The 24075-nt window shown below is 65.8% G+C and carries 22 protein-coding genes and 1 tRNA gene; 17 read left to right on the plus strand and 6 right to left on the minus strand.

All coding sequences use genetic code 11. The features are described 5' to 3' along the window. The first annotated feature begins 120 nt into the window (after positions 1-120). Positions 121-870: a bifunctional hydroxymethylpyrimidine kinase/phosphomethylpyrimidine kinase gene (gene thiD, locus RT424_RS08120; RefSeq protein WP_313436109.1), complete on the plus strand. Its 750-nt coding sequence runs from the start codon at positions 121-123 to the stop codon at positions 868-870. Positions 871-1063: 193 nt separating this feature from the next. Here the strand turns inward: thiD and RT424_RS08125 are convergent, their stop codons facing one another. Beyond that, entirely contained in the window at positions 1064-1936 is an 873-nt protein-coding gene (locus RT424_RS08125) for an LOG family protein (protein ID WP_313436112.1), read from the minus strand. A gap of 99 nt (positions 1937-2035) precedes the next feature. On the opposite strand from RT424_RS08125, the gene RT424_RS08130 reads away from it, so the two are divergent. Next, the gene (locus RT424_RS08130; RefSeq protein ID WP_313436115.1) at positions 2036-3103 is read left to right on the plus strand and encodes an LD-carboxypeptidase; all 1068 of its coding nucleotides are present in this window, start codon (positions 2036-2038) and stop codon (positions 3101-3103) included. Between the two features lie 37 nt (positions 3104-3140). Then, complete coding sequence (locus tag RT424_RS08135) at positions 3141-3842, plus strand: Crp/Fnr family transcriptional regulator (protein ID WP_313436118.1); 702 nt, start codon at positions 3141-3143, stop codon at positions 3840-3842. 42 nt (positions 3843-3884) lie between these two features. Here the strand turns inward: RT424_RS08135 and RT424_RS08140 are convergent, their stop codons facing one another. Further along, a complete protein-coding gene (locus RT424_RS08140) occupies positions 3885-4595 on the minus strand; it encodes an OmpW/AlkL family protein (RefSeq protein WP_313436121.1) in 711 nt (236 codons plus the stop codon). 190 nt (positions 4596-4785) lie between these two features. Between RT424_RS08140 and hemN the strand changes: the two genes are divergently transcribed. Continuing rightward, positions 4786-6099 carry an oxygen-independent coproporphyrinogen III oxidase gene (hemN, locus tag RT424_RS08145; protein ID WP_313436175.1) on the plus strand — a complete coding sequence of 438 codons (1314 nt, stop codon included), beginning with the start codon at positions 4786-4788 and terminating at the stop codon, positions 6097-6099. Positions 6100-6128: 29 nt separating this feature from the next. Here the strand turns inward: hemN and RT424_RS08150 are convergent, their stop codons facing one another. Together RT424_RS08150 and RT424_RS08155 are read right to left on the minus strand one after the other, a co-directional pair. Then, complete coding sequence (locus RT424_RS08150; protein ID WP_313436124.1) at positions 6129-6404, minus strand: PilZ domain-containing protein; 276 nt, start codon at positions 6402-6404, stop codon at positions 6129-6131. Positions 6405-6782: 378 nt separating this feature from the next. Next, positions 6783-6856, minus strand: a tRNA-Gln gene (locus tag RT424_RS08155). 148 nt (positions 6857-7004) lie between these two features. On the opposite strand from RT424_RS08155, the gene RT424_RS08160 reads away from it, so the two are divergent. Both RT424_RS08160 and RT424_RS08165 read left to right on the plus strand, forming a co-directional pair. Further along, on the plus strand, positions 7005-8471 hold the full coding sequence (locus RT424_RS08160) for a Ppx/GppA family phosphatase (protein WP_313436126.1): 1467 nt from the start codon (positions 7005-7007) through the stop codon (positions 8469-8471). After that, a complete protein-coding gene (locus RT424_RS08165; RefSeq protein ID WP_313436129.1) occupies positions 8468-9148 on the plus strand; it encodes an RlmE family RNA methyltransferase in 681 nt (226 codons plus the stop codon). The genes RT424_RS08160 and RT424_RS08165 overlap by 4 nt, the downstream gene beginning before the upstream one ends. Positions 9149-9249: 101 nt before the next feature. Here RT424_RS08165 and RT424_RS08170 read toward each other — a convergent pair whose 3' ends face one another. Further along, the gene (locus tag RT424_RS08170) at positions 9250-9897 is read right to left on the minus strand and encodes a cytochrome c family protein (RefSeq protein ID WP_313436131.1); all 648 of its coding nucleotides are present in this window, start codon (positions 9895-9897) and stop codon (positions 9250-9252) included. 161 nt (positions 9898-10058) lie between these two features. On the opposite strand from RT424_RS08170, the gene RT424_RS08175 reads away from it, so the two are divergent. The 11 genes from RT424_RS08175 (at position 10059) to RT424_RS08225 (ending at position 20639) form a co-directional block, all read left to right on the plus strand. Next, a complete protein-coding gene (locus RT424_RS08175) occupies positions 10059-10952 on the plus strand; it encodes a prephenate dehydratase (protein ID WP_313436133.1) in 894 nt (297 codons plus the stop codon). Between the two features lie 113 nt (positions 10953-11065). Beyond that, positions 11066-11713, plus strand: a complete 648-nt coding sequence (locus RT424_RS08180) for a hypothetical protein (protein ID WP_313436136.1) — start codon at positions 11066-11068, stop codon at positions 11711-11713. Next, entirely contained in the window at positions 11710-13068 is a 1359-nt protein-coding gene (locus RT424_RS08185) for a DUF4350 domain-containing protein (RefSeq protein WP_313436138.1), read from the plus strand. The genes RT424_RS08180 and RT424_RS08185 overlap by 4 nt, the downstream gene beginning before the upstream one ends. After that, positions 13065-14051 (plus strand): MoxR family ATPase, encoded by a 987-nt coding sequence (locus RT424_RS08190; protein ID WP_313436141.1) that lies wholly within the window; start codon positions 13065-13067, stop codon positions 14049-14051. Before RT424_RS08185 ends, RT424_RS08190 begins: the two co-directional genes overlap by 4 nt. Positions 14052-14097: 46 nt before the next feature. Beyond that, a complete protein-coding gene (locus RT424_RS08195; protein WP_313436144.1) occupies positions 14098-15426 on the plus strand; it encodes a DUF58 domain-containing protein in 1329 nt (442 codons plus the stop codon). Next, positions 15423-16484, plus strand: a complete 1062-nt coding sequence (locus RT424_RS08200) for a stage II sporulation protein M (protein ID WP_313436146.1) — start codon at positions 15423-15425, stop codon at positions 16482-16484. Before RT424_RS08195 ends, RT424_RS08200 begins: the two co-directional genes overlap by 4 nt. Then, on the plus strand, positions 16481-17425 hold the full coding sequence (locus RT424_RS08205) for an RDD family protein (RefSeq protein WP_313436149.1): 945 nt from the start codon (positions 16481-16483) through the stop codon (positions 17423-17425). Before RT424_RS08200 ends, RT424_RS08205 begins: the two co-directional genes overlap by 4 nt. After that, on the plus strand, positions 17422-17904 hold the full coding sequence (locus RT424_RS08210; RefSeq protein WP_313436152.1) for a GNAT family N-acetyltransferase: 483 nt from the start codon (positions 17422-17424) through the stop codon (positions 17902-17904). The genes RT424_RS08205 and RT424_RS08210 overlap by 4 nt, the downstream gene beginning before the upstream one ends. Further along, positions 17904-18416, plus strand: coding sequence for a GNAT family N-acetyltransferase (locus RT424_RS08215; RefSeq protein WP_313436155.1), 513 nt, complete (start codon positions 17904-17906; stop codon positions 18414-18416). The genes RT424_RS08210 and RT424_RS08215 overlap by 1 nt, the downstream gene beginning before the upstream one ends. Positions 18417-18758: 342 nt before the next feature. Next, entirely contained in the window at positions 18759-19898 is a 1140-nt protein-coding gene (gene ispG / locus RT424_RS08220; RefSeq protein WP_313436157.1) for a flavodoxin-dependent (E)-4-hydroxy-3-methylbut-2-enyl-diphosphate synthase, read from the plus strand. Between the two features lie 24 nt (positions 19899-19922). Continuing rightward, positions 19923-20639 (plus strand): hypothetical protein, encoded by a 717-nt coding sequence (locus RT424_RS08225; RefSeq protein WP_313436160.1) that lies wholly within the window; start codon positions 19923-19925, stop codon positions 20637-20639. 477 nt (positions 20640-21116) lie between these two features. Here the strand turns inward: RT424_RS08225 and RT424_RS08230 are convergent. After that, a partial coding sequence (locus RT424_RS08230; protein ID WP_313436163.1) for a DNA-directed RNA polymerase subunit beta' occupies positions 21117-24075 on the minus strand: 2959 nt, incomplete at its 5' end.

A 24075-nucleotide genomic window follows, 5' to 3' on the forward strand; every position in this document is an offset into this window, starting at 1 on the left:
GGGAGTGCGCGAGGTGTAGTCGCACCCGACCTAGACATTCCGAGGGTCTGGGGGATCATCCCCCAGGACTTCCTCTTCTCTTCCCTCGACACCATCGGCCCGAAACGGCAAGGGAGCGCCATGATCACACCGCCCCGCATCCTCTCCATCGCCGGTTCCGACAGCTCGGGAGGCGCCGGTATCCAGGCCGATATCAAGACCATCGTGATGCTGGGCGGCTATGCCATGACCGCGATCACTGCGATCACGGCGCAGAATACTTGCGGTGTGACCGATGTGGTGGCGCTCTCGCCGGAGATGGTGGCGGCGCAGATCGACGCCTGCGTTTCCGACATTGGCGTGGATGCGGTGAAGATCGGTATGCTGGGCAGTCCGGCGATCGCCCATGTCGTGGCGGATCGGCTGGAAGGGCTGGGAGTGCCGGTGGTGTTCGATCCGGTGATGATTTCGACGAGCGGCTCGGTGCTGGCCGATGCGGCGACGATCGAGGCTTTCGAGCGGTTGATGACGGTTGCCACGCTGACCACGCCGAATGTTCCGGAACTGGCGGCGCTGGGCGGGGATGTCGCGATGGCGGCGCGCCGCGTGGCCTATATCGCCAAGGGCGGCGATGCCGAGGGACCGATCGTGGAGGACAGGCTGCTGCGGCCCGGCGAACTGCCGCTGTCGTGGACCGCGCCGCGCATCGAGACGCGGCATACCCACGGCACCGGCTGTACGTTCTCCAGCGCGATCGCGACGTTCATGGGGCAGGGCGCCGGCCTGGAGGCGGCGATCGTCAGCGCCCGCGACTACGTGCGCTCGGCCTTGCTCAATGCGCCTGGGTTTGGCGAGGGGCATGGCCCGTTGGGACATCACGTTCGAGGGTAGGTTCGTTCCCTACCTCTCGCTCGAAAGTACCGTCATCCTGAACTTGTTTCAGGATCCATCGCGCCGGTCAGGCTGATGGTTTCGGCCGCGCGATAGATCCTGAAACAAGTTCAGGATGACGAGGCGTTTGAGGCGATGAAGCGCACTAACTGACCAAGGGGAGCAGGCCTGAGGCCCGCTCCCCAAACCCTTGTCAGCACTCCAGATCGTAGAACTTCTGGACGACCTTCCAGCCTTCCTCGGCGGTTTCGCACCAGTGGAACAGCTTGAGGTCCTGCTTGTTGATCACGCCTTCCTCGGCCAGCGCTTCGAAATTGACCACGCGTTCCCAGAACTCCTTGCCGTAAAGCAGGATCGGCAGCGGTTTCATCTTGCCGGTCTGGATCAGGGTGAGCAGTTCGAAGAATTCGTCGAACGTGCCGAAGCCGCCGGGGAACACCGCCACCGCGCGGGCGCGCAGTAGGAAGTGCATCTTGCGCAAGGCGAAGTAGTGGAACTGGAACGAGAGACGCGGCGTGACGAACAGGTTGGGCGCCTGCTCATGGGGCAACACGATGTTGAGACCCAGCGATTCCGCGCCCACTTCGCTTGCACCGCGATTGGCCGCTTCCATGATCGAGGGGCCGCCGCCCGAGCACACCACGAACTGGCGCATGCCCTTTTCCACCACCGAGCACTGGCTGGCGAGGCGAGCGAGCTTGCGGGCTTCGTCGTAGTACTTCGCCTTGGCAACGAGGCGCTCGGCGACTTTCTTTTCTTCGTCGGTCTTGGCCATCGCCAGCACGCCTTCGGCGTTTTCCGGCGCGGGGATGCGGGCGGAGCCGTACATCACCATGGTCGAGCCGATATTGGCCTCTTCCAGCAGCATCTCGGTCTTGAGCAGTTCGAGCTGGAAACGCACCGGCCGCAGTTCGTCGCGCAGCAGGAAGTCGGTGTCCTGGAAGGCGAGGCGATAGGCCGGGTTCTGGGTCTGGATCGTGCCTTCCTGCGCATCCGCGAAGTTGGCTTCCTGTTCCGCCTTGTAGAACCGGCGGTTGGTGACTTTCTTGTCTTCTGGTTCGGTCATCTGCATTCCATGGCCGCTGGGAGGCGCGGCGTCGAGAGGGTAAGGATTTAAGTAGCTTGCGGTTGCGCGCAAGGGAGGCGATCGCCTAGTCTGAACTTCATGTCGAACACGACCATGACACGACGTGCCGCGATGGCCGGATTCGGCACTCTTGCAGCCGCCTCCGCAATACCGTCTCTTCCCGCCTTTTCGGCACCGGCCCACACAACCGTTCCGCGACTGATCAAGCCGCCGCGCCTCAGAGAAGGCGACGTGCTGGGGCTGGTGGCGCCCGCCGGTTTCGTGGGTGACCGTTTCGGGCTGGAGCAGATCATGGCCACCGTGCGCGCCATGGGGCTGGAGCCGCGTCCCGCGCTGCACATGCTCCAGCGGGAGGGCTATCTGGCCGGATCGGATCGGACGCGGGCCGACGATCTGATGGCCATGTTCGAGGACGACAAGGTCCGCGCGATCATGGCAGTGCGTGGCGGCTGGGGTTGCGCGCGCATCCTGCCGCTGCTCGATTACAAGCGGATCGCGGCGAACCCAAAGTTGTTCGTCGGCTTCAGCGACAATACCGCATTGCACCTCGCCTTCGCGGCGCGCACCGGTGTCGCCAGCGTGCATGGCCCGAACGCCTCGGCGTCCTGGCCGCCGGCGGCCTGGGCCTCGTTCCAGGCAGTGGCCTTCGAGGGGGCGACACCGACCTGGCAAGTGCCCGAGGGCGCAGGCGCGAATCTGTCCGGCCGGGGCAAGGACTTGCGCACGTTTCGGGGCGGCAAGGCGCAAGGGCGGTTGCTCGGCGGCAATCTCTCGGTGCTCACGGCCCTTGTCGGCACGCCCTACCTGCCCGACTTCACCGGCGCGGTGCTGTTCATCGAGGACACCAACGAATCCGAGTACCGGATCGACCGCATGCTGACGCAGCTGGCGCTGGCGGGCGTGTTCGACAAAGTGGCGGGCGTGGTCTTCGGCCAATGCACCGGCTGCCGCAATCCCGACGGCGGCTATTCCAACTTCACGATCTACGAAGTGCTGGACCGGCAGTTTTCCGGCCTTCGGGTGCCGGCCTTCCAGGGCTTGCAGATCGGCCATATCGCCGCGCAACTCAGCGTACCGGTGGGCCTGCCGGTTGAGATCGATGCGGATGCCGGAACCATGCGCCTGCTGGAATCGGCGGTAAGCTGACCTTGAGCCAAGGGGAAGCGGCTGTTATCGCGCGCTTATGGCGAACTGTGACCTCTGCGTCGTTCGGAACCGGGCGATCTGTTCATCCCTCGATGCGAAAGAGCTGGAGGCGCTCAACGCGATCGGGCGCACCCGCACGATCCAGCCCGGCGAATCGCTGATCTGGGAGGGCGAGGATTCGGTTCTCGTCGCCAATGTGATCGACGGCGTGCTCAAGCTATCGACCAATACCGAGGATGGGCGGGAGCAGATCGTCGGCGTGGTCTATCCGTCCGACTTCATCGGGCGGCCCTTCGGCGGTACGACCGGCCACGGCGCCACGGCACTGACCGAAGCCACGGTCTGCGTGTTTTCCCGCCGCGATTTCGATGCCTTCGCGCGTGAGCACCCGGCGCTGGAGCACAAGCTGCTGGAACGCACCCTGGCCGAATTGGACCGCACGCGCCGCTGGATGCTGCTGCTGGGGCGCAAGTCGGCCTCGGAGAAGCTGGCCAGCTTCCTCCTGGAAATGGAGGAGCGCTTGCAGCCGCCAGGCTGCGCGTGGAATTTCGAGGATGCCGGCCCGCGCCGCATCACCCTGCCGTTCTCACGCCAGCAGATCGCCGATGTGCTGGGCCTCACCATCGAGACGGTGAGCCGCCAGTTCACCCGTTTCAAGAACGACCGCCTGATCGACCTGCCCTCGCGGCGTGATGTCATTCTCCTCGATCGTCAGGCCCTGATCGCAGAGGCCGGCTAACCCTTGCCGAAAAGGGGAGCCCGAAGCTCCCCTCTTATTATGTCAGAAGCGATAGGAAACGCCGGCGCTCAGCACCCAGGGGTCAAGGTCGTGGCGCGTCTTCAGCGCCAGATCGCCGTCCTGATAGAAGGATGCGGTGGGCTTCACCCAATACTTCTTGGCGTCGAGCGAGAGGCCCAGGCCCTTGTCGTTGATGGCGATGTCCATGCCTGCCTGAAGCGCGAAGCCCAGCTTGTTCGACATCTTCACTTTGTCCACGCTCAGCGCGCGGGCGGTGTCGCCCGGCTTCTCGTCGAACACGAAGAACCAGGCCGGGCCGGCGCCCACATAGGGCTTGAACGGCGTGCCGGTGTCGAGATGCGCCTTCGCGGTCACCGTGGCAGGCAGGATCAGCACGTGATCGACCAGACCCGCGCCGGCGATGTCGCCGGTGCCGCTGACGTGGTGCTGAGTGAAGCAGCAGATCGTTTCCACCGAGAAGGCCTTGGTGAAGAAGTACTCCACCGCCAGGGTCGGCACGACATTGTCGTTCGCCCGTGTGCCTACGTCGTTCAGCGTCGCCAGCGTTCCGCCCAAGGTCGTATCGGTGTCGATCGACTTGATCGTGTCGATCTTCCCGTCCGGCAGCACCGCCGTGCCGAGCACCTTGACCTGCCACTTGCCATCGGGGCTTCCCGCCAGGGCCGGAGTGGAAATCGCGGCGGCCGCGCCCGCGACGAGCGTGGTGGCCGCGAGCAGGGTGATCTTGCGCATGTTCGGTCTTTCCTGCGCCGCCGGGGCCGCACCATGCGGGTTCCCCCCTCTTGAGCGGCAGCAGCCACGATCTGGCCCCGCACGGCCTGCAAGGAATTGATCGCGCGCAAAAACCTCCGAATTTCCGGGAGTTTTAACGCATTGATCGAGCGCAATGACGGGGCGAGCCTCAGGCGCGATCCTCGTGCGCATGTGGACCTATCATCCCGATCTTCTCGCGACTCCCGTGCCCCGCTACACGAGCTTTCCCACGGCGGCGGAGTTCGACGATTCGGTGGGCGCCGAAACTTTCCTGGAGGCGCTGGAACGGACGGATGGCGACGTGTCGCTCTACGTCCACATCCCGTTCTGCGAGAAGATCTGCTGGTACTGCGGCTGCAACACCAGCGTGGCCAACCGCACCGATCGGGTGTCCGGCTATCTCGATGCCCTTCACCGCGAAATCGGCCTCGTTGCCGAGCGCCTGCCGCGAGACGCCCGAGTCACGCGGATCGCATTCGGCGGGGGCAGCCCCAATGGCATATCGCCAGTCGATTTCGTGCGGCTGGTCGATGCGCTGGCCCTTCAGTTCTCCGCCGCGAACCCGGTTCTCTCGATCGAGCTGGACCCGCGTACGATGGCCCCCGACTGGGGCGCGGTGATCGGAGCGGTGGGCATCACCCGTGCCAGCCTGGGCGTGCAGACTTTTGCGCCGGAACTCCAGCAGGCGATCGGCCGCGTGCAACCGGCGCGCATGATCGAGGAAACCACCGGCATGCTCCGCCGGGCGGGCGTCGAATCGCTCAATTTCGACCTGATGTACGGGCTGCCCGGCCAGACCATGGCGCATCTGGAGGATTCGCTGGCGCGATCCGTCGCGCTGGGCGCGGACCGGATCGCGCTGTTCGGCTATGCGCACGTTCCGCACCTGATCGCGCGCCAGCGCAAGATCGACGCGCAGGCGCTGCCGGATGCCGGAGAGCGCTTCGCCATGGCTGCGCGGGGCTATGGCCTGCTGGTCGACGCGGGGTACGTTCCGGTGGGCTTCGATCACTTCGCCCGGCCCGGCGACGCGCTGGCGCAGGCAACGCTGAGCGGAAAGCTGCGGCGCAATTTCCAGGGTTTCACCGAAGATACCGCGCCGGTGCTCCTGGGCTTCGGCGCGTCCTCGATCAGCGGCTTTCCCGATCTTCTGGTCCAGAACGAGAAGAACACCGGCCGCTATCGCATGAAGCTGTCGCAGGACCGGCTGACCGCCCATCGCGGTATCCGGCGCACCGTTGAAGATCGACGACGCGCGGCGGTGATAGAGGCGCTGCTGTGCCGGGGCCGGGCGCGGATCGAGGCGGACCTTCAGTGCGAGGCCTGGCCGCTCCTGTCACCCTACTTCGAAGCCGGCCTTTGCGACAGCGATCGAGGCGATCTGGTGATCCTTCCGGAAGGCCTGCCTTACGCGCGCTCGATCGCGGCGCGCTTCGATCCTTATCGCAAGGATTCGCTGCGGCGGTTCAGTTCGGCGGTCTGATTCAGGCTGTGTGATTCAGGCGGTGTGATTCAGGTGGCGCGGATGTCGAACTCCACGCCGAACAGGTTGCCCTTCACCCAGCGCACCAATCCCCATAGCTCGCGACCGTCGTCCATGGTCGCGCGGACCACCTCGTTGCACGCAGGAGGAGCACCCGCCGCCGCCGCGCTGAGCCCGTGCGAGGAAACGTTGCGGACCATGACTTCGATCGGCGTCCCCTCCCTGTCGGTCAGCGTCACATGCAGGCACCGCTTGCGCCGGCGTTCGCGCGGGATCGGCGTAGGGGTAAAGCGGGGAAGGTCCATGTCGGACAGGACGGCAGCCGCGCGCGATAATTAAGCAGCGCATTTGACCGCGATCAATGCCGGACATCGGGGGCGCTGCGATGAGGGGTTTGCCGGTCGTGCACCGCCAGGGCGAACCTTGCGGGCGGTGCCAGCCGCTTCTCCCCGACTTCGGGCGGCCTCTCGCAGGCCGCCCATTTTTCGTGATCCCGCGCGGTTGGGCAGCCGATTCGCGCGGTTGGATCGGCAGGATCATGCGGGCAGGGCGATCGCGACAAGCGGGAACGCGCGACGCGGCGGGTGCGCGATTCGGCGAGCCGAACATCGTCAAGGCAAAACCTGCCGAGACGCAGGCATCCATCAGCCCAAGGCCAACAGTTTCAGCGATTTAGGGATGTCTGGATGCCCCGCGAGGATTCGAACCTCGATAGACGGAATCAGAATCCGTAGTCTTACCATTAGACGACGGGGCATCGGGAGGCGCCCCTCTAGTAGGGCTTCTGATTCGCGTCAAGCACCCTTTTTGCGGTCAGGGTTGCCCCTTTGCCCGGGGGACGTTAGCATCGCGTCAGGTATCCGCCGCGCACGGCGGTAAGATTTATTCGAACGAGATTATTTATCATGGCGGAGCAAGATCCGCCGGCAGCAAGAGTCGATGTGTCGGGCCGCACGGGAAGGCGGCGCAAGGCGAGGAAGGGCAAGTCACGCTCATCCGGACCCGGCACGGCCAAGGCAAAGGCGCGCCCTCCGGGCAGCGCCGCCGAGGCAGGCGGAGCGCCGCGCGAAGAGAAGACATCCGGCTCGCAGGCGTCGCCCCGTCACTCGGAATCGCGCCCTGCCGAATCAAAACGGGCCGAACCGAAGCGGGCCGGCAGCCGAAAGCGAGGCGCGCGCAAGGGGGCAGCACGTTCCGCGAAAAAGCCGCGCGTTCAGCCCGATGGCGGCGAGGGTAGGGTTGCGGAAGCCAAGGCTTCGGCGCCGCCGCTCGCACCGTCGTCGTTCGTACCGCCGTCTTTCGTACCGACGCAAATGGGTGGAATGGCGGGCGGCATCGTCCGGCCTTACCGGCAGTCCTACGCCGCGATCGACCTCGGCACGAACAATTGCCGCCTGCTGATCGCACGTCCCTCGGGCGAGAACTTCACGGTCATCGATGCCTTCAGCCGGGTCGTGCGGCTGGGAGAAGGGCTGGCCCAGTCCGGCCGCCTGTCCGACGCGGCGATGGACCGCACACTGGCCGCCTTGCGGGTCTGCGCCGACAAGCTGATGCGCCGCAACGTCTACCTCGCCCGCTCCGTGGCCACCGAGGCCTGCCGTCGGGCCGAGAACGGGCCGGAGTTCATCGAGCGCGTGCGCGAGGAAACCGGCATCGCGCTCGACATCATCAGCGCGCGCGAGGAAGCGCGGCTGGCGGTGCTCGGCTGCCATGTCCTGCTGGAGGAAGGGTTCGGCCCGGCGATGATCTTCGACATCGGCGGCGGCTCCACCGAGCTTGTCCTGATCGAGAGCACCGGCACGGTGTCGCGCATCCTCGATTGGCAATCCGTGCCTTGGGGCGTGGTTTCCCTCACCGAAAGCTGCGGGCCGGAGGGCACCACCCTGGAGGAGCGGCTTGAACGCTACCGCCACATGCACGGGCTGGTGTCAGAAAGCTTTTCCGCCTTCGCCAAGCGCGTCGGTCCGGCGCGCGAGGGTGCCTCGCAAACGGGGCCGTTGCGCCTGCTGGGCACCAGCGGAACGGTGACGACGCTCGCCAGCCTCCACCTCGAACTGCCGCAATACGACCGCCGCATGGTGGACGGGTTGATCGTGCCAGCCGAATCGATGCGCGAGATCAGTTCGCGGCTTTCGTCGATGTCGATCGAGGAACGCCGCGAAGTGAACTGCATCGGGCGCGAGCGGGCGGATCTGGTCGTCGCCGGTTGCGCGATCCTGGAATCGATCCTGGACCTGTGGCCTGCGGCCCGGCTCGGCGTGGCCGATCGCGGCATTCGCGAAGGCATACTGCGCAGTCTCATCGCCTCGCATTCAAGCAACAAGAACCTGGCCCTGGCCGGGAGCCCCCAACATTTGGAGAACCGGCCATGAGCCGTTCCGGACGCGATCCCCACGAGCGGCTTCGCACCGCCAAGAAGCGCACCGTCAGTTCGGCGCGCTGGTTGACCCGCCAGCTCAACGATCCTTACGTCAAGCTGGCCAAGGCCGACGGCTATCGCAGCCGCGCGGCCTACAAGCTGATCGAGCTGGACGAGAAGTTCGACTTGTTCAAAGGCGTGACCCGCGCGGTCGACCTTGGCATCGCGCCGGGCGGCTGGAGCCAGGTGCTGCGTCAGAAATGCCCCAAGGCCAAAGTCGTGGGCATCGACCTGCTGCCGACCGACCCGATCGAGGGCGTGACCATCTTCGAGATGGATTTTATGGCCGACGAGGCTCCGGCCGCGCTGGAAGGCGCGCTGGAGGGTGCCCCGGACCTGGTGCTTTCGGACATGGCGGCCAACACCGTGGGCCACAAGCAGACCGACCACTTGCGCACGATGGGCCTTGTCGAGACGGCGGCGGACTTCGCCATCCAGTATCTCGCGCCGGGCGGCACTTTCGTGGCCAAGGTCTTTGCGGGCGGCACCGACACCGAATTGCTGAACATCCTCAAGCGCCGCTTCACCAGCGTGAAGCACGCCAAGCCGCCCGCCAGCCGCAAAGGCTCGTCGGAGTGGTACGTCATCGCCAAGGGCTTCAAGGGGCCGGAAAACGCTCAGGCAGAATGAAAGAAGGGGCCGAATGAAAGAACGGTCCGCGAGGCATTCGGTGGAGCCTGCGGACCGTCTTCAGCCGGCCTGAGCCGGACACCAGCTACGCCGGTTGGCGCTTACGGAGCGGCAGGCGCGCCCGCTTCGGCGGCAGGCGCTGCGGCCTTGTCAGCTCCATCCGCGGGCGCGGCGGAAGCATCGGCGGCGGGCGAAGCTGCCGGAGCTTCGGCCGCAGCAGGGGCCGCCGGGAGCGGCAGGTTGGATCCCTGGGCGTTGAGGTAGGCGATCACGTTGGCGCGGTCTTCACCCTTGGGCAGGCCGGCAAAAGTCATCTTGGTGCCGGGCGCGAAAGCCTTGGGATTCTTCAGCCAATCGTTCAGCTGGTCGAAATCCCACTTGCCGCCGACTTTCTTGAGCGCATCGGAGAAGGCGAAGCCGCCTACGCCCTGGCCGATGCCTTCGCCGACAACGCCGTGAAGGTTCGGACCGATGCCGTTGGCGCCGCCCTGGTTGATCGTGTGGCACGAGGCGCACTTGGCGAAAGTGGCCTGGCCCTTGGCCGGATCGGCGCTGGCAAGAAGCGTGGCGATCGGCACTTCGGCCCCGCCTTCGCTTTCCTGTTCCACGCCCTCGATGGCATACCCCATCGTTTCGGGGCGGTGCGGCTTGTCTGCGCGAAAGTAATGAGAGCTGACGGTAGTCAGACCGAGACCGACGATACCGGCAAGCAGAGCCCAGCCGGCAATGGTGTTGAAACGATCATCCATTTCTTGTTTGCCCTTGCCCCTTAGCCCTAGTGCCCCACAAGTGGAGTGCCCCACGGATGGAGTTTTTATCATCCTCTTTGGCCTCAGGCTCTAGAGTTGCCAGCAGGTTAGCGCAAGAGCCATTGCGGAGATCGCCTTTGCGGCTTAATCGCGCGGGCGCTATGCATTCCTATCCCGAACCCGCTCTCGACCTTGTCGCCCGCATGACCGAAGCCGCCGTGGCCGATCCCGCGCGCGCGGCGGCGTTTCAGGGCGCGCCCGGCTGCAATTCGCATCGCGCGGCGCTCGAATACGATTCGCAGTGCCTGCCGCTGCCGTGCTTTTCGTTCGAGGACGCGCTGGACGCGGTGAAGGAAGGGCGGGCCGACCGCGCGATCATCCCGATCGAGAATTCCCAGCATGGCCGCGTGGCCGACATCCATTTCCTGCTGCCGGAAAGCGGGTTGTCGATCGTCGGCGAGCATTTCATGGGCATCGAGCATGCGCTGATGGCGCTTGGCGACGGGCCGTTCTCCGGCGCTTACAGCCACCCGCAGGCGCTGGGCCAGTCGCGCCATTACTTGCGCGAACGGGGCATCGTGCCGATGGCTTATGCCGATACCGCTGGCGCCGCAGCCTTCGTGCGCGAGCAGAACGATCCCGAGGCCTGCGCGATCGCGCCGAAGCTTGCCGCCGAGCTTTACGGCCTGAAGATCGTCGAGGAAAACGTCGAGGATGCGGCGGATAACACCACGCGTTTCGTGGTCCTCGCGCGCGAGCCGCTCGATCCGTTCGCGCTGCGGGGCGAAAAGGCCATGACGACCTTCATCTTCGAGGTGAAGAACATCCCGGCCGCGCTCTACAAGGCGCTGGGCGGGTTCGCCACCAACGGCGTCAACATGACCAAGCTGGAAAGCTACCAGATCGGCGCCAGCTTTGCCGCGACGACCTTCTATGCCGATATCGAAGGCGCCCCCGGCGAGCCGCGCATCGACCTGGCGCTTCAGGAACTTGCCTTCCATTGCAAGTACGTGCGTCCGCTGGGCACTTACGCCCAGGCGCGCAGCCGAGGCTAGGACGTACACGGGCCCCCGACCGGGGGCGGAGATAAGTCGTCTAATTCCTGCAACGGGTTGCGCCCCTGAGCCCCCCATGCCAATCATCGCCCGGTATGGCTGTTGGGGCACAGATGGCGAGTGCGACTGCGTCCCGCGACGCTGCAAGCGATTGGGAAGCCGTGCGGGGCGCGGCCGATATCCAGTATGCGCCGCTGGCGCCCGCCAAAACTTTGGAACCGGCGCAGGTTCCGGAATGGCTCCAGGCGCTCGGCCGCCTGTTGGAAGCGATCTTCGCGCCGATCGGCAGGCTGCTGGGCATGTCGTGGCCGTTGTTTTCGAACATATTGATCGCGCTGGCGGTTCTTCTGGCGCTTTTCGTGCTCTGGCGAATCCTCGGGCCGGCAATCGAGGCTTGGCGTCGGCGGAGCGGAGAGGCGGTGCCCGAGGCCTGGGCACCGGCAGCGGAAGAAGCGCTTGCCCTGCTGGAGGATGCGGATCGCCTTGCGGCGGAGGGGCGGTACGCCGAAGCGACGCATCTGCTTCTGCGGCGCAGCGTCAGCCAGATCCGGCAGGCGCGGCCGGACTGGCTCCACCCTGCCAGCACCGCGCGCGAGATTTCCGCGCTCTCGACGCTTCCCGACAGCGGCCGCGAGGCCTTTGCCACGATCGCGACCCGCGTGGAGCGCAGTCGCTTCGCCTTGCGCGATCTGGGAGCGGGCGATTGGGCTGATGCGCGCGCGGCCTATGCCCGCTTCGCCCGGATAGAGCTGCGCGCATGAGCGGGACTGTCAGCACTCTAGCCGCCTCTTCTGCCGCCGCTGCCCCTGCCGTCGACAGCGGAATACCGGTTGGCGCCAATCCTTTCTCGCGCTGGGCGGTGCTGGCGTTGGTTCTGATCGGTTCGGCGCTGTTCCTGGCGCTGTTGTGGATGATCGGGACGGGCACCGGCTTCGGCTCGACCAATGACGGCCAGGCCCATGCCGACGGGCGCGGACTCAACGGCTATGCCGCGATGACGCGCTACCTGGAACGGCGCGGCCATCCGGTGATTCGCGCGCGCAATGGCGGCCAACTGGAAAAGGAGGGGCTGCTGATACTGACCCCTCCGGCCGGCGCGGACGGGAAGGATATCGAGAAGATCGTTGCCGGCCATCGCTATCTCGGGCCGACGCTGGTGATCCTGCCGAAATGGACGGCCTTCCCGACCAATCGCCAGCAGAAGGATGCCGAGCCGGGCTGGGTCAACGTGGCAGGGGTGCGCCCGGTCGAATGGCGCGGATTTCTCGACGATGTCACGGTCGTGCAAGGGCAGGTCGATGCCAACGGACAACCGGCGCGCTGGCTCGGCTTCGGACGGGGCGGCACGCTGCCCAGCCGCAAGCACCTGCAATCCGGCAAGGGCGAAAGGCTCGTGCCGCTGGTGTGGGAACAGGACGGACGCCTGCTTGCGGGCTTCATCGACGATGGCGGCAGCTATGCCGGGTTGGAGCGGCAAGCCCCGAACCGGATGCGCAGCGAGGTGGACGACGAGGATCTCTACCCGCTGGTCGTGATCTTCGAGCCGGACCTGGTAGACAACTGGGGCATGGCCGACCGCCGTTCCGCAGAACTTGTGGACGCCATCGTCGATGCCGGCGAAGTGGAGCCCGGCAGCCCGATCACATTCGATCTCACCCTGAACGGTTTCGGGCGCGCGCAGAACCTGCTGACCCTGGCCTTCACGCCGCCGTTCCTGGCGGCGACGCTGTGTCTACTGCTTGCGGCGCTGGTGCTGGGCTGGCGTGCATTCCTGCGCTTCGGGCCGCCGCTCGCTTCGGAGCGGGCCATCGCCTTCGGCAAGCGCGCGCTCGTCGCCAATTCCGCCGGGCTGGTGCGCCGCTCGGGCCGCCTGCACCTGATCGGCGGGCCCTATGCCGACCGCACGCGCGACAGGCTGGTCCATGCCCTGGCCCTGCCGCGCAGCCTGCCGCCCGAGCAGGCGGACGCTGCGATCGACCGCGCGCTGGCTTCGCGCAAGGGCGATGTCGAACCATTTTCAGCGATTGCCGCACGCCTCAAACATGCGCGCAAGCCGCACGATCTCGTCAAGGCCGCGCGCGATTTGCACGCGCTCGAAAGGATGCTGACCCGATGACCGATGCCGTATCTCCCGAATTCGCAGTCGACCTCTCCGGGGTCGCCGCGTTGGCGGGGAGCATCCGCGAACAGATCGCCAAGGCCGTGGTCGGCCAGGGCGAGACGGTGGAGCATCTGCTGATCGCGCTGCTGGCGCGTGGGCATGTCCTGCTGGAAGGTCCGCCGGGAACCGCCAAGACATTCCTGGCGCAGTGCTTCGCGGCGACGCTGGGGCTGGACTTCGGCCGCATCCAGTTCACGCCGGACCTGATGCCGGGCGATATCCTGGGCTCCAACCTGTTCAACTTCCAGACCAGCCAGTTCACGCTGACGCATGGACCGATCTTCTGCGACCTGCTGCTGGCGGACGAGATCAATCGCACCCCGCCCAAGACCCAGGCCGCCCTGCTCGAAGCCATGCAGGAACGCCGCGTCACCCTGGACGGCACCGCCCATGCGCTGCCCGAACAGTTCATGGTGGTGGCCACGCAGAACCCGATCGAGAGCCAGGGAGTCTATCCCTTGCCCGAAGCGCAGCTCGACCGCTTCTTGTTCAAGGTTGGCGTCGATTATCCCAGCTTCGACGAGGAACTGCGCATCGTCACTCGCTTCGGCGAGAATCGCGGTGCTCCCACGCCTGCCATGTGCGGGGTGGAGACGGTGGCGAACCATGGCGTGATCGAGGCGGCTTCGCGCGCGGTTTCGCAAGTGACCCTGGCCGAAAGCGTGACCGACTACATCGTGCGCCTGGTGCGTGCCACGCGCGAAAGCCCCGACCTTGCCAGCGGTGCCAGCCCGCGCGCGGCAGTGCTGCTGGCGGGTGCCGCCCGTGCCCGCGCCGCTCTGGACGGCCGCGACTATGTGGTGCCGGACGATGTGAAGGCGCTGGCCGGTTCGGTCCTGCGCCATCGCCTGCTGCTCAGCCCTGCCGCCGAGATCGAGGGGAAGCAGGTGGAGGCGCTGGTCGCCCAGCTTGTCGAGCAGACCGAGGCGCCGCGTTGATCGGACGGGGCTGATCCGATGAGAATGATCCGATGAGAATGACCGGATGAGCCTGGGTTCCGCTCCCATGGTGCCCACCGCGCGCGCGGCCGGGGTGCTGGCCGTCGCGGCCCCGGTGGCGCTGGTGATCGGCGCGACCCGGCCCGAAGCCTGGGTGGTGGCCCCGATCCTGGGGCTGATCGTGCTGGGGCTCATCGTCGTCGATGCCTTGCTGGCCGGTCGCCTGGGCGATTTGCGTGTGGCGGTGCCGGGCGACGTGGAGGTAGGGTCGCCGTTTGAGGCCGTGGCCACGATCGATTTGTCCGGTACACGCACCTCCCATGTGGAACTGGTGCTGGAATGCGATCCGCGTCTGGCGCCCGGGGGGCGGGCCGGCTTGCCGCTGACGCGCGGGGAGCAGGGGTGGCGCGGCGTCCTGTCGCTACAGGCGTCCCGGCGCGGCACTGCGCGGATTTCCGGAACGTGGTTGCGCTGGACCGGGCCTCTCGGCCTCGGCGCGCGACAGTTTCGCGGTGATCTGGGCAGGGAGGTGCGGATCTGGCCGAACATCGCCGCCGTGCGCTCGCCCGCCTTGCAGACTTTCCTCAAGGACGCCCAGTACGGCCTGATCGCGCGGCGCATTCGGGGGGAGGGCACCCAGTTCGAATCGCTGGCCGAGTACGAACCCGGCATGGACCGCCGCCGAATCGACTGGAAAAGCTCGGCCCGCCACGTCCACCTCTATGCCAAGGAATACGAGACGGAGCGCAACAACCAGATCGTCTTCGCCTTCGATTGCGGGCAGACGATGTGCGAGCCGATCCAGGGTGTGCCCCGGCTGGACCGCGCGGTTTCGGCGGCGTTGGCGACCGGCTATGTCGCGCTGAAAGGTGGCGACCGGGTGTCGCTGTTCGGCTTTGCCGCCCGCCCCGAAGTGGCGACGCCCTTCGTCACCGCATCGCGTGATTTCTTTCGGCTGCAACGCGCGGCGGCGGGCCTGGAGTACCGCTCCGAGGAGCCGAACTTCACGCTGGCGCTGGCGACCCTGGCGGCGCGGCTCCAGCGTCGCTCGCTGATCGTCGTCTTTTCCGACTTCACCGACCCCACCAGCGCCCAGCTCATGATCGAATCGATCGGCCGGCTCGTCTCCCGCCATGTCGTCTTGTTCGTGACCATGGCCGACGACGAGCTTGAAGCGATTTCCGGCGCGGCGCCGGAAGACCTGGAGACGTTGTCCATGGCGGTTTCGGCCGACACGCTCCTGCGCCAGCGGGCACTGGTGACGAGAAAACTGCAACAGCTTGGCGTCGATGTGGTGGAGGCGCCTTATCAGACGATCGGCACACGCCTGATCGACGCCTATCTTGCCATCAAGCGATCGGGAGCGATCGGATGAACGTCTCCAGGCTATTCTCCAGATCCGGGCTTCCCGAATCCGTTGCCGCGATCGAAAGCGCCGCCTTGCGCTCCGATCGCTTCCGCCTGGAGCGCCAGGCCGATTGGCAGCGGCTGGAGGCGATCGTCACGCGCATGGAAAAGGGCCGCCTGCGCCGCCTCTCCGACGAAGACCTGCTGGCTTTGCCGGGCCTTTACCGCACGGTAGCCTCCAGCCTGTCGATCGCGCGCGAGACCTCGCTCGACGCGGCCACGCTGGCCTATCTGGAAGCGCTGGTCCAGCGGGCCTGGTTCGTGGTCTACGGCCCGCGCAGTTCGCTATGGGACTGGCTGCGGGGCTTCCTGGGCGGCGGCTGGAGCGCGGCGGTTCGCACGATCTGGCTGGATATCCTGGTGGCGCTGGCGGTCATGGTGGCGGGCACTGCCGTCGGCTGGCTTCTCGTGGCGCACGATGTGAACTGGTATCAGGTGCTCGTGGGCGGCGACATGGCGGGCGGGCGCGTTCCGGGCGCCACGCCGGAAGCCTTGCGGCGGACCCTGTTCGGGGCGAGCGGGGAGAACGGCATGAGCCTGTTCGCCACCCAGCTCTTCAGCAACAATTCGCAGGTTTCCATCCTCGCCTTCGCGCTGGGCTTCGCCTTCGGCATCCCTTCGCTGCTGCTGCTGGTCCACAACATGGCGATGCTGGGCGCGATGCTCTGGCTCTACCATGGCGCCGGGCTGCTGGTGGATTTCGCGGGCTGGCTGGCGGTCCATGGCACGACAGAGCTGTTCGCCATCCTGCTGGCAGGTGCGGCGGGGCTGCACATCGGTCGCTCGCTGGCCTTTCCGGGTAACCGGCCGGTGCTTCAGGCCACGGCCGAGGCGGGGCGGCGGGCAGCGCTGGTCATGACCGGGGTCGTGCTGATGCTCATCATCGCCGCGCTGCTGGAAGGCTTCGCCCGGCAGCTGGTGGACCAGACTTTCGGCCGCTTCGCCATCGGTGGGTTCATGCTGGCGCTGTGGTGCGCCTATTTCTTCGCCTTCAAGGGCAATCGCGGGAAAGTGCGCGCGGCATGAGCGTGGTGCCCACTCGCTATCGCCGCACCGCGCGCGATCGTGTGCTGGTGACGCCGGAGGGGATTTCTGTGCCCGTCACCGTCGCCAGCCGGGGATCGCGGCTGGGGGCGCTGCTGCTCGATTTCGTGGTGATCCTCACGCTCATGGGGCTGACCACCTGGGGCCTCATCGAAATCGCCGGAGGGGTGACCGGGATCGACCGTAATCTCGACCAGAAGAACGCGCTCGGCCATGCTTTGCAGTTCCTGGTGATCGTCTGGGTCATCGCGATGTTCCTGTTTCGCAATGCCTATTTCCTGTTCTTCGAACTGGGCCCGCGGGGGGCGACGCCGGGCAAGCGGGTTGCCGGCATTCGCATCGCCGCGCGTGACGGGGGACGGCTGACGGCGGAAATGGTCATCGCCCGCAACCTGCTGCGCGATATCGAGCTGTTCCTGCCGGTCGTCTTCATCCTCCAGGCCGGCGCGGAGAGTGGAATGGGCTGGCTGGCGGCCTGCGGATGGCTTGCGATCTTCCTGCTGATGCCGCTGTTCAATCGCGATGCCTTGCGTGCCGGGGACATGATCGCCGGAACCTGGGTGCTGGAGCGGCCTCGGCAGAAGCTGGAAGCGGCGATGTCGGTGGAGCGGCAGGCCCCGGTAGAGGCCGATGCGGCGCGGCCCGCGCCCGCTGGTCGCCAGGGATACCGCTTCGAGGAGGCCGAGCTGGCGGTCTACGGCGAATACGAACTGCAGGCGCTGGAACGCGTGCTTCGCGACGATCGCTCGGAGTCGCTGGAGAGCGTCTACCAGACCATAGCGCACAAGATCGGCCGCAGCGACGGCTGGAACGATGAGCGGGCCTTCTTGGAGGCCTACTACACGCAGTTGCGCGCCCGTCTGGAAGCGGGCATGCGCATGGGCCGCCGCAAGGCCGACAAGTTCTCGGGAACGCCTGAATGACTTTCCAGCTTGCCATTATCGAGGATGACCTGACCGACCGGCGGGTGCTCGACCTGCTTCAGTTCCATCTCGACGAGATGCACCGCTGGTCTCCACCCGAGAGCGTCCACGCCATGCCGGCCGAGCGCCTGCGCCAGGCGGACGTGACCTTCTTCTCGGCCTGGGACGTGACTGACGCGGAAAACGGGCGGCTGGCCGGTTGCGGCGCCATCAAGCATCTCGACGATGGCCATGGCGAACTCAAGTCGATGCGCGCCGCCCACGATTATCGGGGCAGGGGCGTGGGCAAGGCGATCTTGCTGCGCCTGATGGAGGAGGCGCGTGCGCGCGGCTATCTGCGCGTCAGCCTGGAGACCGGCCGACCCGAACCGTTCCACGCGGCCCATGGCCTCTACCGCGCCCATGGCTTCGAGGAATGCCCGCCTTTCGGCAGCTATGAGGCCGATCCCTTTTCCCTGTGCATGACGAGGGCGCTATGATGGAATTGCGGATCGCCGCCCCTGCCGATGCAGCCGCCCTGGCCGATCTCGGGGCGCGCAGCTTCGTCGCGAAGTTCGGGAACATGTATACGCCCGAGGATCTCGATAACTTCCTGAACGAATCGCACAGCGCGGCAAAGACGACCAAGGAAATCGCCGATCCCGCCATGCGCGTGGTGGTGGCGGAGGAAGAGGGCAGGCTGCTCGGCTTCTGCAAGCTCGTGATGGCCTGCGGCTGGCCGGAACATGCGCAGGGACGGCGCGTGATCGAACTCAAGCAACTCTATACCGATCCGGATACGACCGGACGCGGAATCGGCTCGGCACTGATGGACCGGGCGCTGGAGATCGCGCGCGATCACGGCGCCGACGAAGTGCAGCTTTCGGTCTGGAGCGGCAACGAGGGCGCGCAGAATTTCTACGCCCGCTACGGCTTCGGCAAGATCGCGGACATCCACTTCATGGTGGGCGAGCAGCGCGACGACGAGTTCCTCTACGCACGGATGTTGTGAAGGGTGCTGGGGGCGACGTTATCCCGTGCGACCGACGTCACGTGAAACAACCGACGCTATCTGGAGCAACCAACGCTAGCCCGAACAAACCCGCGTCATCCTGAACTCGTTTCAGGATCCATTCCTGACCATCAACGGCGGCCTGTTCGGCAAGATGGATCCTGAAACAAGTTCAGGATGACGAGTTTTGGGTGAGGGACCGCGGGTCGGGGCGGTACGCCGTGTGCCAAGGACACCCGCACTGCGCCATTCCCTGGCCCGATCACTCGAAAGCCGAAAGGCTGAAGCGATGACACGCAATCGTGCTTCAAACCGTCACCGCAAGGGCCTATAGGGGGCGCCATGTCTTCCATACGTCCCTGGCGCGACATCGAGCGCCGCAAGAGCCGCCAGATCATGGTCGGCAATGTTCCCGTCGGCGGCGATGCCCCGATCACGGTGCAGACCATGACCAATACCCTGACCTCCGATGCCGGGGCGACGATCGACCAGATCCGCCGCTGCGAGGATGCCGGGGCGGATCTGATCCGTGTGTCCTGTCCGGACGTGGAGAGCACGGCGGCGATGAAGGAGATCGTCCGCGCCGCCCGCGTGCCGCTGATCGCCGACATTCATTTCCACTACAAGCGCGCGCTCGAAGCCGCCGATGCCGGCGCCGCCTGCCTGCGCATCAATCCTGGCAATATCGGTTCCCACGACCGCGTGGCCGAAGTGGTGCGCGCCGCCAAGGGCAATGGCTGCGCGATCCGTATCGGCGTCAACGCGGGCAGCCTGGAAAAGGATCTGCTGGAAAAGTACGGCGAGCCTTGCCCCGAAGCGTTGGTCGAATCGGCGCTGGATCACATCAAGCTGCTCCAGGACCATGACTTCCACGAATACAAGGTGGCGGTGAAGGCCAGCGATGTTTTCCTGGCCGTCGCCGCCTACCAGGGCCTGGCGGAGGCGGTGGATTGCCCGCTGCACCTCGGCATCACCGAGGCGGGCGGGCTGATCGGAGGCACCGTGAAGTCCTCGATTGGCATGGGCATGCTGCTCTGGTCCGGTATCGGCGACACTCTGCGCGTCTCCCTCTCGGCCGAACCGGAAGAGGAAGTGCGCGTCGGTTTCGAGATGCTCAAGGCGCTGGGTCTGCGCACGCGCGGCGTCCGCGTGGTTTCCTGCCCCAGCTGCGCCCGTCAAGGGTTCGACGTGATCCGCACGGTAGAGGCGCTGGAAGACCGCCTTCAGCATATCAAGACCCCGCTCTCGCTCTCGGTGCTCGGCTGCGTCGTAAACGGCCCCGGCGAAGCGCGCGAGACCGACATCGGCCTGACCGGCGGCGGCAACGGCAAGCACATGGTCTACCTCTCCGGCGTGACCGATCATGTCGTCCAGTCCGAGGACATGCTGGACCACATCGTCAAGCTGGTTGAGGCGAAAGCCGCCGAGATCGAAGCTGCGAACGAGGCCCAGGAACAGGGTCAAACCCAGGCGGCCGAATGAATTCTGGCAAATGAATTCGGGCGAATGAGTTTCCGCCAGCGACTGGGCGGGGAGGGACGGGCTTTCCTCGCCTCGCTGTGCGACGGCGTGATGCTGTGGAAGCTGGCGCCGATCATCCCCGCGATCGCGGTGCTGCCGGAATTCGCGCAGCACGTCGTCGAGATACGGCTGGGTATGTTCGCAAGCCACGATGCCTTTGCGGCGTTCGGCTCGGCCCCGGCACGCCTGTCGCTGGGGTCGCTGAAAGTGGCGGGCTTCGTCCTTGCGATCCTGCTGGCCGCCCGCTTCTGGGCCAACCGCGCCGAAAGTGCGCGGTGGTGGAGCCTTGCCGGGATCGGCTGGAAGCAGGTGCTGCTGGGCTTTTTCGTGCAGGTGCTGTTCTCGATCCCCGGTCTTTTCGACTTTCGCCTGCCGCCCTCGGGACAGTTGGCGCTTTCGGTGGTGCTTTTCCTGGCAAGTCTGCCGGGCTTGGTGCTGATGATCGGAGGCCTGCTGGGCGACCGTACCAGCGGCCTGAAGGATGCCTACCGCAAGGGCTGGGGGCGGGCTTTGCGCATGGCGCTGATTACCGGGCCGGTTTTCGCCGTCTTGCAGCAACTCCATCAGTGGAATCACGGTTTCGCGCTGGGGAAGCCTGCGGCGGCGGTGTGGGGATTGATGATCTGGGACGCTCTGCTGGTCGGCCTGATCGCGACGCTGGTGGGCACCGGATCTCATCACGGTTATCGGGGTGGAAGATAAAGGGATGACCCTGGGGCCATCGCCCCAGACCCCGGAATGTCGACGTAGCGCGTCGCTATTCGTCGTGCGCCCCCTTGCGGCGCAGCCAATAAGTCTCCCGACGCAGCCATGGGCGCACGAGGCTGTTGGTCCGCGTGAACTCGACAGTATCGAGGGTGCAGGGGGGCTATGCTCCCCTGCTTTTCACTTTAACCTTCAAACGAAGCCACCGAGCCCCGCAAGGCTGGACCATACTGCGAACACGGCCATGGCGATAACGGAAGCCATCGCGGCCGGGACGAACTTGGACTCGGGGTTGCCCATCTGAATCAGCCTTGCGGAACGAGCGGAAGGTAGCGCCCATATGCTCGTGATGGCGGCAACAGGCCATGTCGCCGGTCGAGCATCGTAAGCCACCGATCGAAGCGTAAAACAAAAGGCCCCGCCGGATCGCTCCGGCGGGGCCTTTCGTGTGCCTGTCAGGCGGAAGGGAGAGGCTTACGCCTCGTCGCCGTCCTCGGGCTGGCCTTCGGCCTGCTCGTCGCCCTTGATCAGGTAATCGCCGGCATCGGCGTCCAGTCCATGGGTTTCACCTTCGACCGAAGCGAGCGGATCGTTGCCGATCGCGGCTTCCGGGCCCTGGGCCAGCTCGGCTGCATGCTCTTCTTCCGCCGTGTTGGCAGCGATCAGAGATTCCTGCAGGCGGCGGTACGACGCGCGCAGGGCAGCGTCGCGGCTGGTGGCCGCCACGCGAACGCGGTTCATGCCGGCACCGGTACCCGCCGGGATGAGGCGGCCGACGATGACGTTTTCCTTGAGGCCGATGAGCGAGTCCTTCTTGCCCTCGACAGCCGCCTGCGTGAGCACGCGGGTGGTCTCCTGGAACGACGCCGCCGAGATGAACGAGCGGGTCTGCAGCGAGGCCTTGGTGATGCCGAGAAGCACCGGCTTGCCTTCCGCGGGCTGCTTGCCCTCGGGAAGCTTGCTATTGATCTCGAACATTTCCTCGTAGTCGACCTGTTCGCCCGGCAGCAGGGTGGTGTCGCCACCGGCCGTGATCTCGACCTTCTGCAGCATCTGACGAACGATCGTCTCGATGTGCTTGTCGTTGATCTTCACGCCCTGCAAGCGGTAGACTTCCTGGATTTCCGCGACGAGGTATTCTGCCAGAGCCTCGACGCCGAGGACTTCCAGAATGTCGTGCGGATCGGGCGAGCCCGAAATCAGGTTGTCGCCCTTCTTGACGAAGTCGCCTTCCTGCACGTCGATCACGCGGCTCTTCGGGATCAGGTACTCGACCGGATCACCCTCTTCCGGGATGATCGCGATCTTGCGCTTGGCCTTGTAGTCGCGAACGAACTCGATGCGGCCGGAAACCTTGGCGATGATCGAGTTGTCCTTCGGCTTGCGGGCCTCGAACAGTTCGGCAACGCGCGGCAGACCGCCGGTGATGTCGCGGGTCTTGGCGGCTTCGCGCGAGGCACGGGCGATGATGTCGCCGGCCTCGACGGTCTGGCCGTCTTCCACCGAGAGGGTCGTGCCCGGCGCCATCATGTAGCGCGCGGCCTCGCCCGAAGCGTCGTCGAGAAGGGTGATGCGCGGACGCAGGTCTTCCTTCTTCTTGGCGCTGCGCGAGGAACGGTCCTCGGTGACGACGCGGCTGGTCATGCCGGTGGCATCGTCGACCTGCTCGGTCAGCGTGCGGGTGTCGATCAGGTCCTGATACTTCACCGTACCCGAGGTTTCGGTGATGATCGGGAGCGAGAACGGATCCCACTCGGCCAGGCGTTCGCCTTCCTTGATGGTGGCGCCGCTGGTGTGCAGCAGCACGGTACCGTAAGGAACGCGGTGCATGGCGCGCTCGCGGCCCTCGGTATCGAGCACCACGATCTCGCCGTTTCGAGCCAGCGACAGACGACGGCCGCGCTTGTCGACGATCGTCGGGATGTCACGATATTCGACGGTACCGTCGCTGATCGCTTCCAGATGGCTGGTTTCGTTGAGCTGCGCGGCGCCGCCGATGTGGAAGGTACGCATGGTGAGCTGCGTGCCCGGTTCACCGATCGACTGTGCGGCGATGACGCCGACCGCTTCACCGATGTTGACCGGGGTACCACGGGCAAGGTCACGACCGTAGCACTTGCCGCAAACGCCCTGCTGGGCTTCGCAGACCAGCGGCGAACGGATGCGGGCAGCCTGCAGGCCGGTCGCCTCGATCGCAGCCACGGCGGCTTCGTCGAGGAGCTGGCCCTTGGCGGCAACGGTGTTGCCTTCCTTGTCGACGATGTCCTCGGCCAGGGTACGGCCCAGAATACGCTCGGCGAGCGAGGCGATGGTGGAACCGCCCTGCACGATCGAACGCATTTCCAGCGCGCGCTCGGTACCGCAATCCTCGATCACGACGACGCAGTCCTGCGACACGTCGACCAGACGGCGGGTCAGGTAACCCGAGTTTGCCGTCTTGAGCGCGGTGTCGGCCAGGCCCTTACGGGCGCCGTGGGTCGAGTTGAAGTATTCAAGAACGGTCAGACCTTCCTTGAAGTTCGAGATGATCGGCGTTTCGATGATCTCGCCCGACGGCTTGGCCATGAGGCCGCGCATACCGCCCAGCTGCTTCATCTGCGCCGGGGAGCCACGCGCACCGGAGTGGCTCATCATGTAGATCGAGTTGATCTGGGCCATGCGGCCCGTCTCGGGATCGACCGGCTGCGCCTTCAGGTCTTCCATCATGGCGTTCGCCACCTGGTCGCCGCAACGGCTCCAGGCGTCGATCACCTTGTTGTACTTTTCCTGCTGGGTGATGAGGCCGTCCTGGTACTGCTGCTCGTAGTCGGCCACCAGTTCCTTGGTCTCGCCGACCAGGGCTTCCTTCGATTCCGGGATGATCATGTCATCCTTGCCGAAGGAGATGCCCGCCTTGAACGCGTTGCGGAAGCCGAGCGACATGATCGCGTCGGCGAACAGCACCGTGTCCTTCTGGCCGGTGTGACGATAGACCTGATCGATGACGTCCCCGATTTCCTTCTTGGTGAGAAGGCGGTTGACGACGTCGAAGGGCACGGTGTGCGACTTCGGCAGGCATTCGCCCAGCAGCATGCGGCCCGGAGTGGTCTCGAAGCGCTTCATGTACTGCTCGCCGTTCTCGTCGGTCTGCGGCACGCGGGCCTCGATCTTCGAGTGCAGCGTCACGGCACCGACGTGAAGCGCCTGGTGCACTTCGGCCATGTCCGCGAACTTCATACCTTCGCCCGGCTCGCCGGTACGGTCCATCGACAGGTAGTACAGGCCGAGAACCATGTCCTGCGAAGGAACGATGATCGGCTTGCCGTTGGCCGGCGACAGGATGTTGTTGGTGGACATCATCAGCACGCGCGCTTCCAGCTGGGCTTCCAGCGAGAGCGGTACGTGGACGGCCATCTGGTCACCGTCGAAGTCGGCGTTGAAGGCCGAGCAGACG

Source organism: Novosphingobium sp. (genome assembly GCF_032093395.1).
Taxonomy (GTDB): Bacteria; Pseudomonadota; Alphaproteobacteria; order Sphingomonadales; family Sphingomonadaceae; genus Novosphingobium.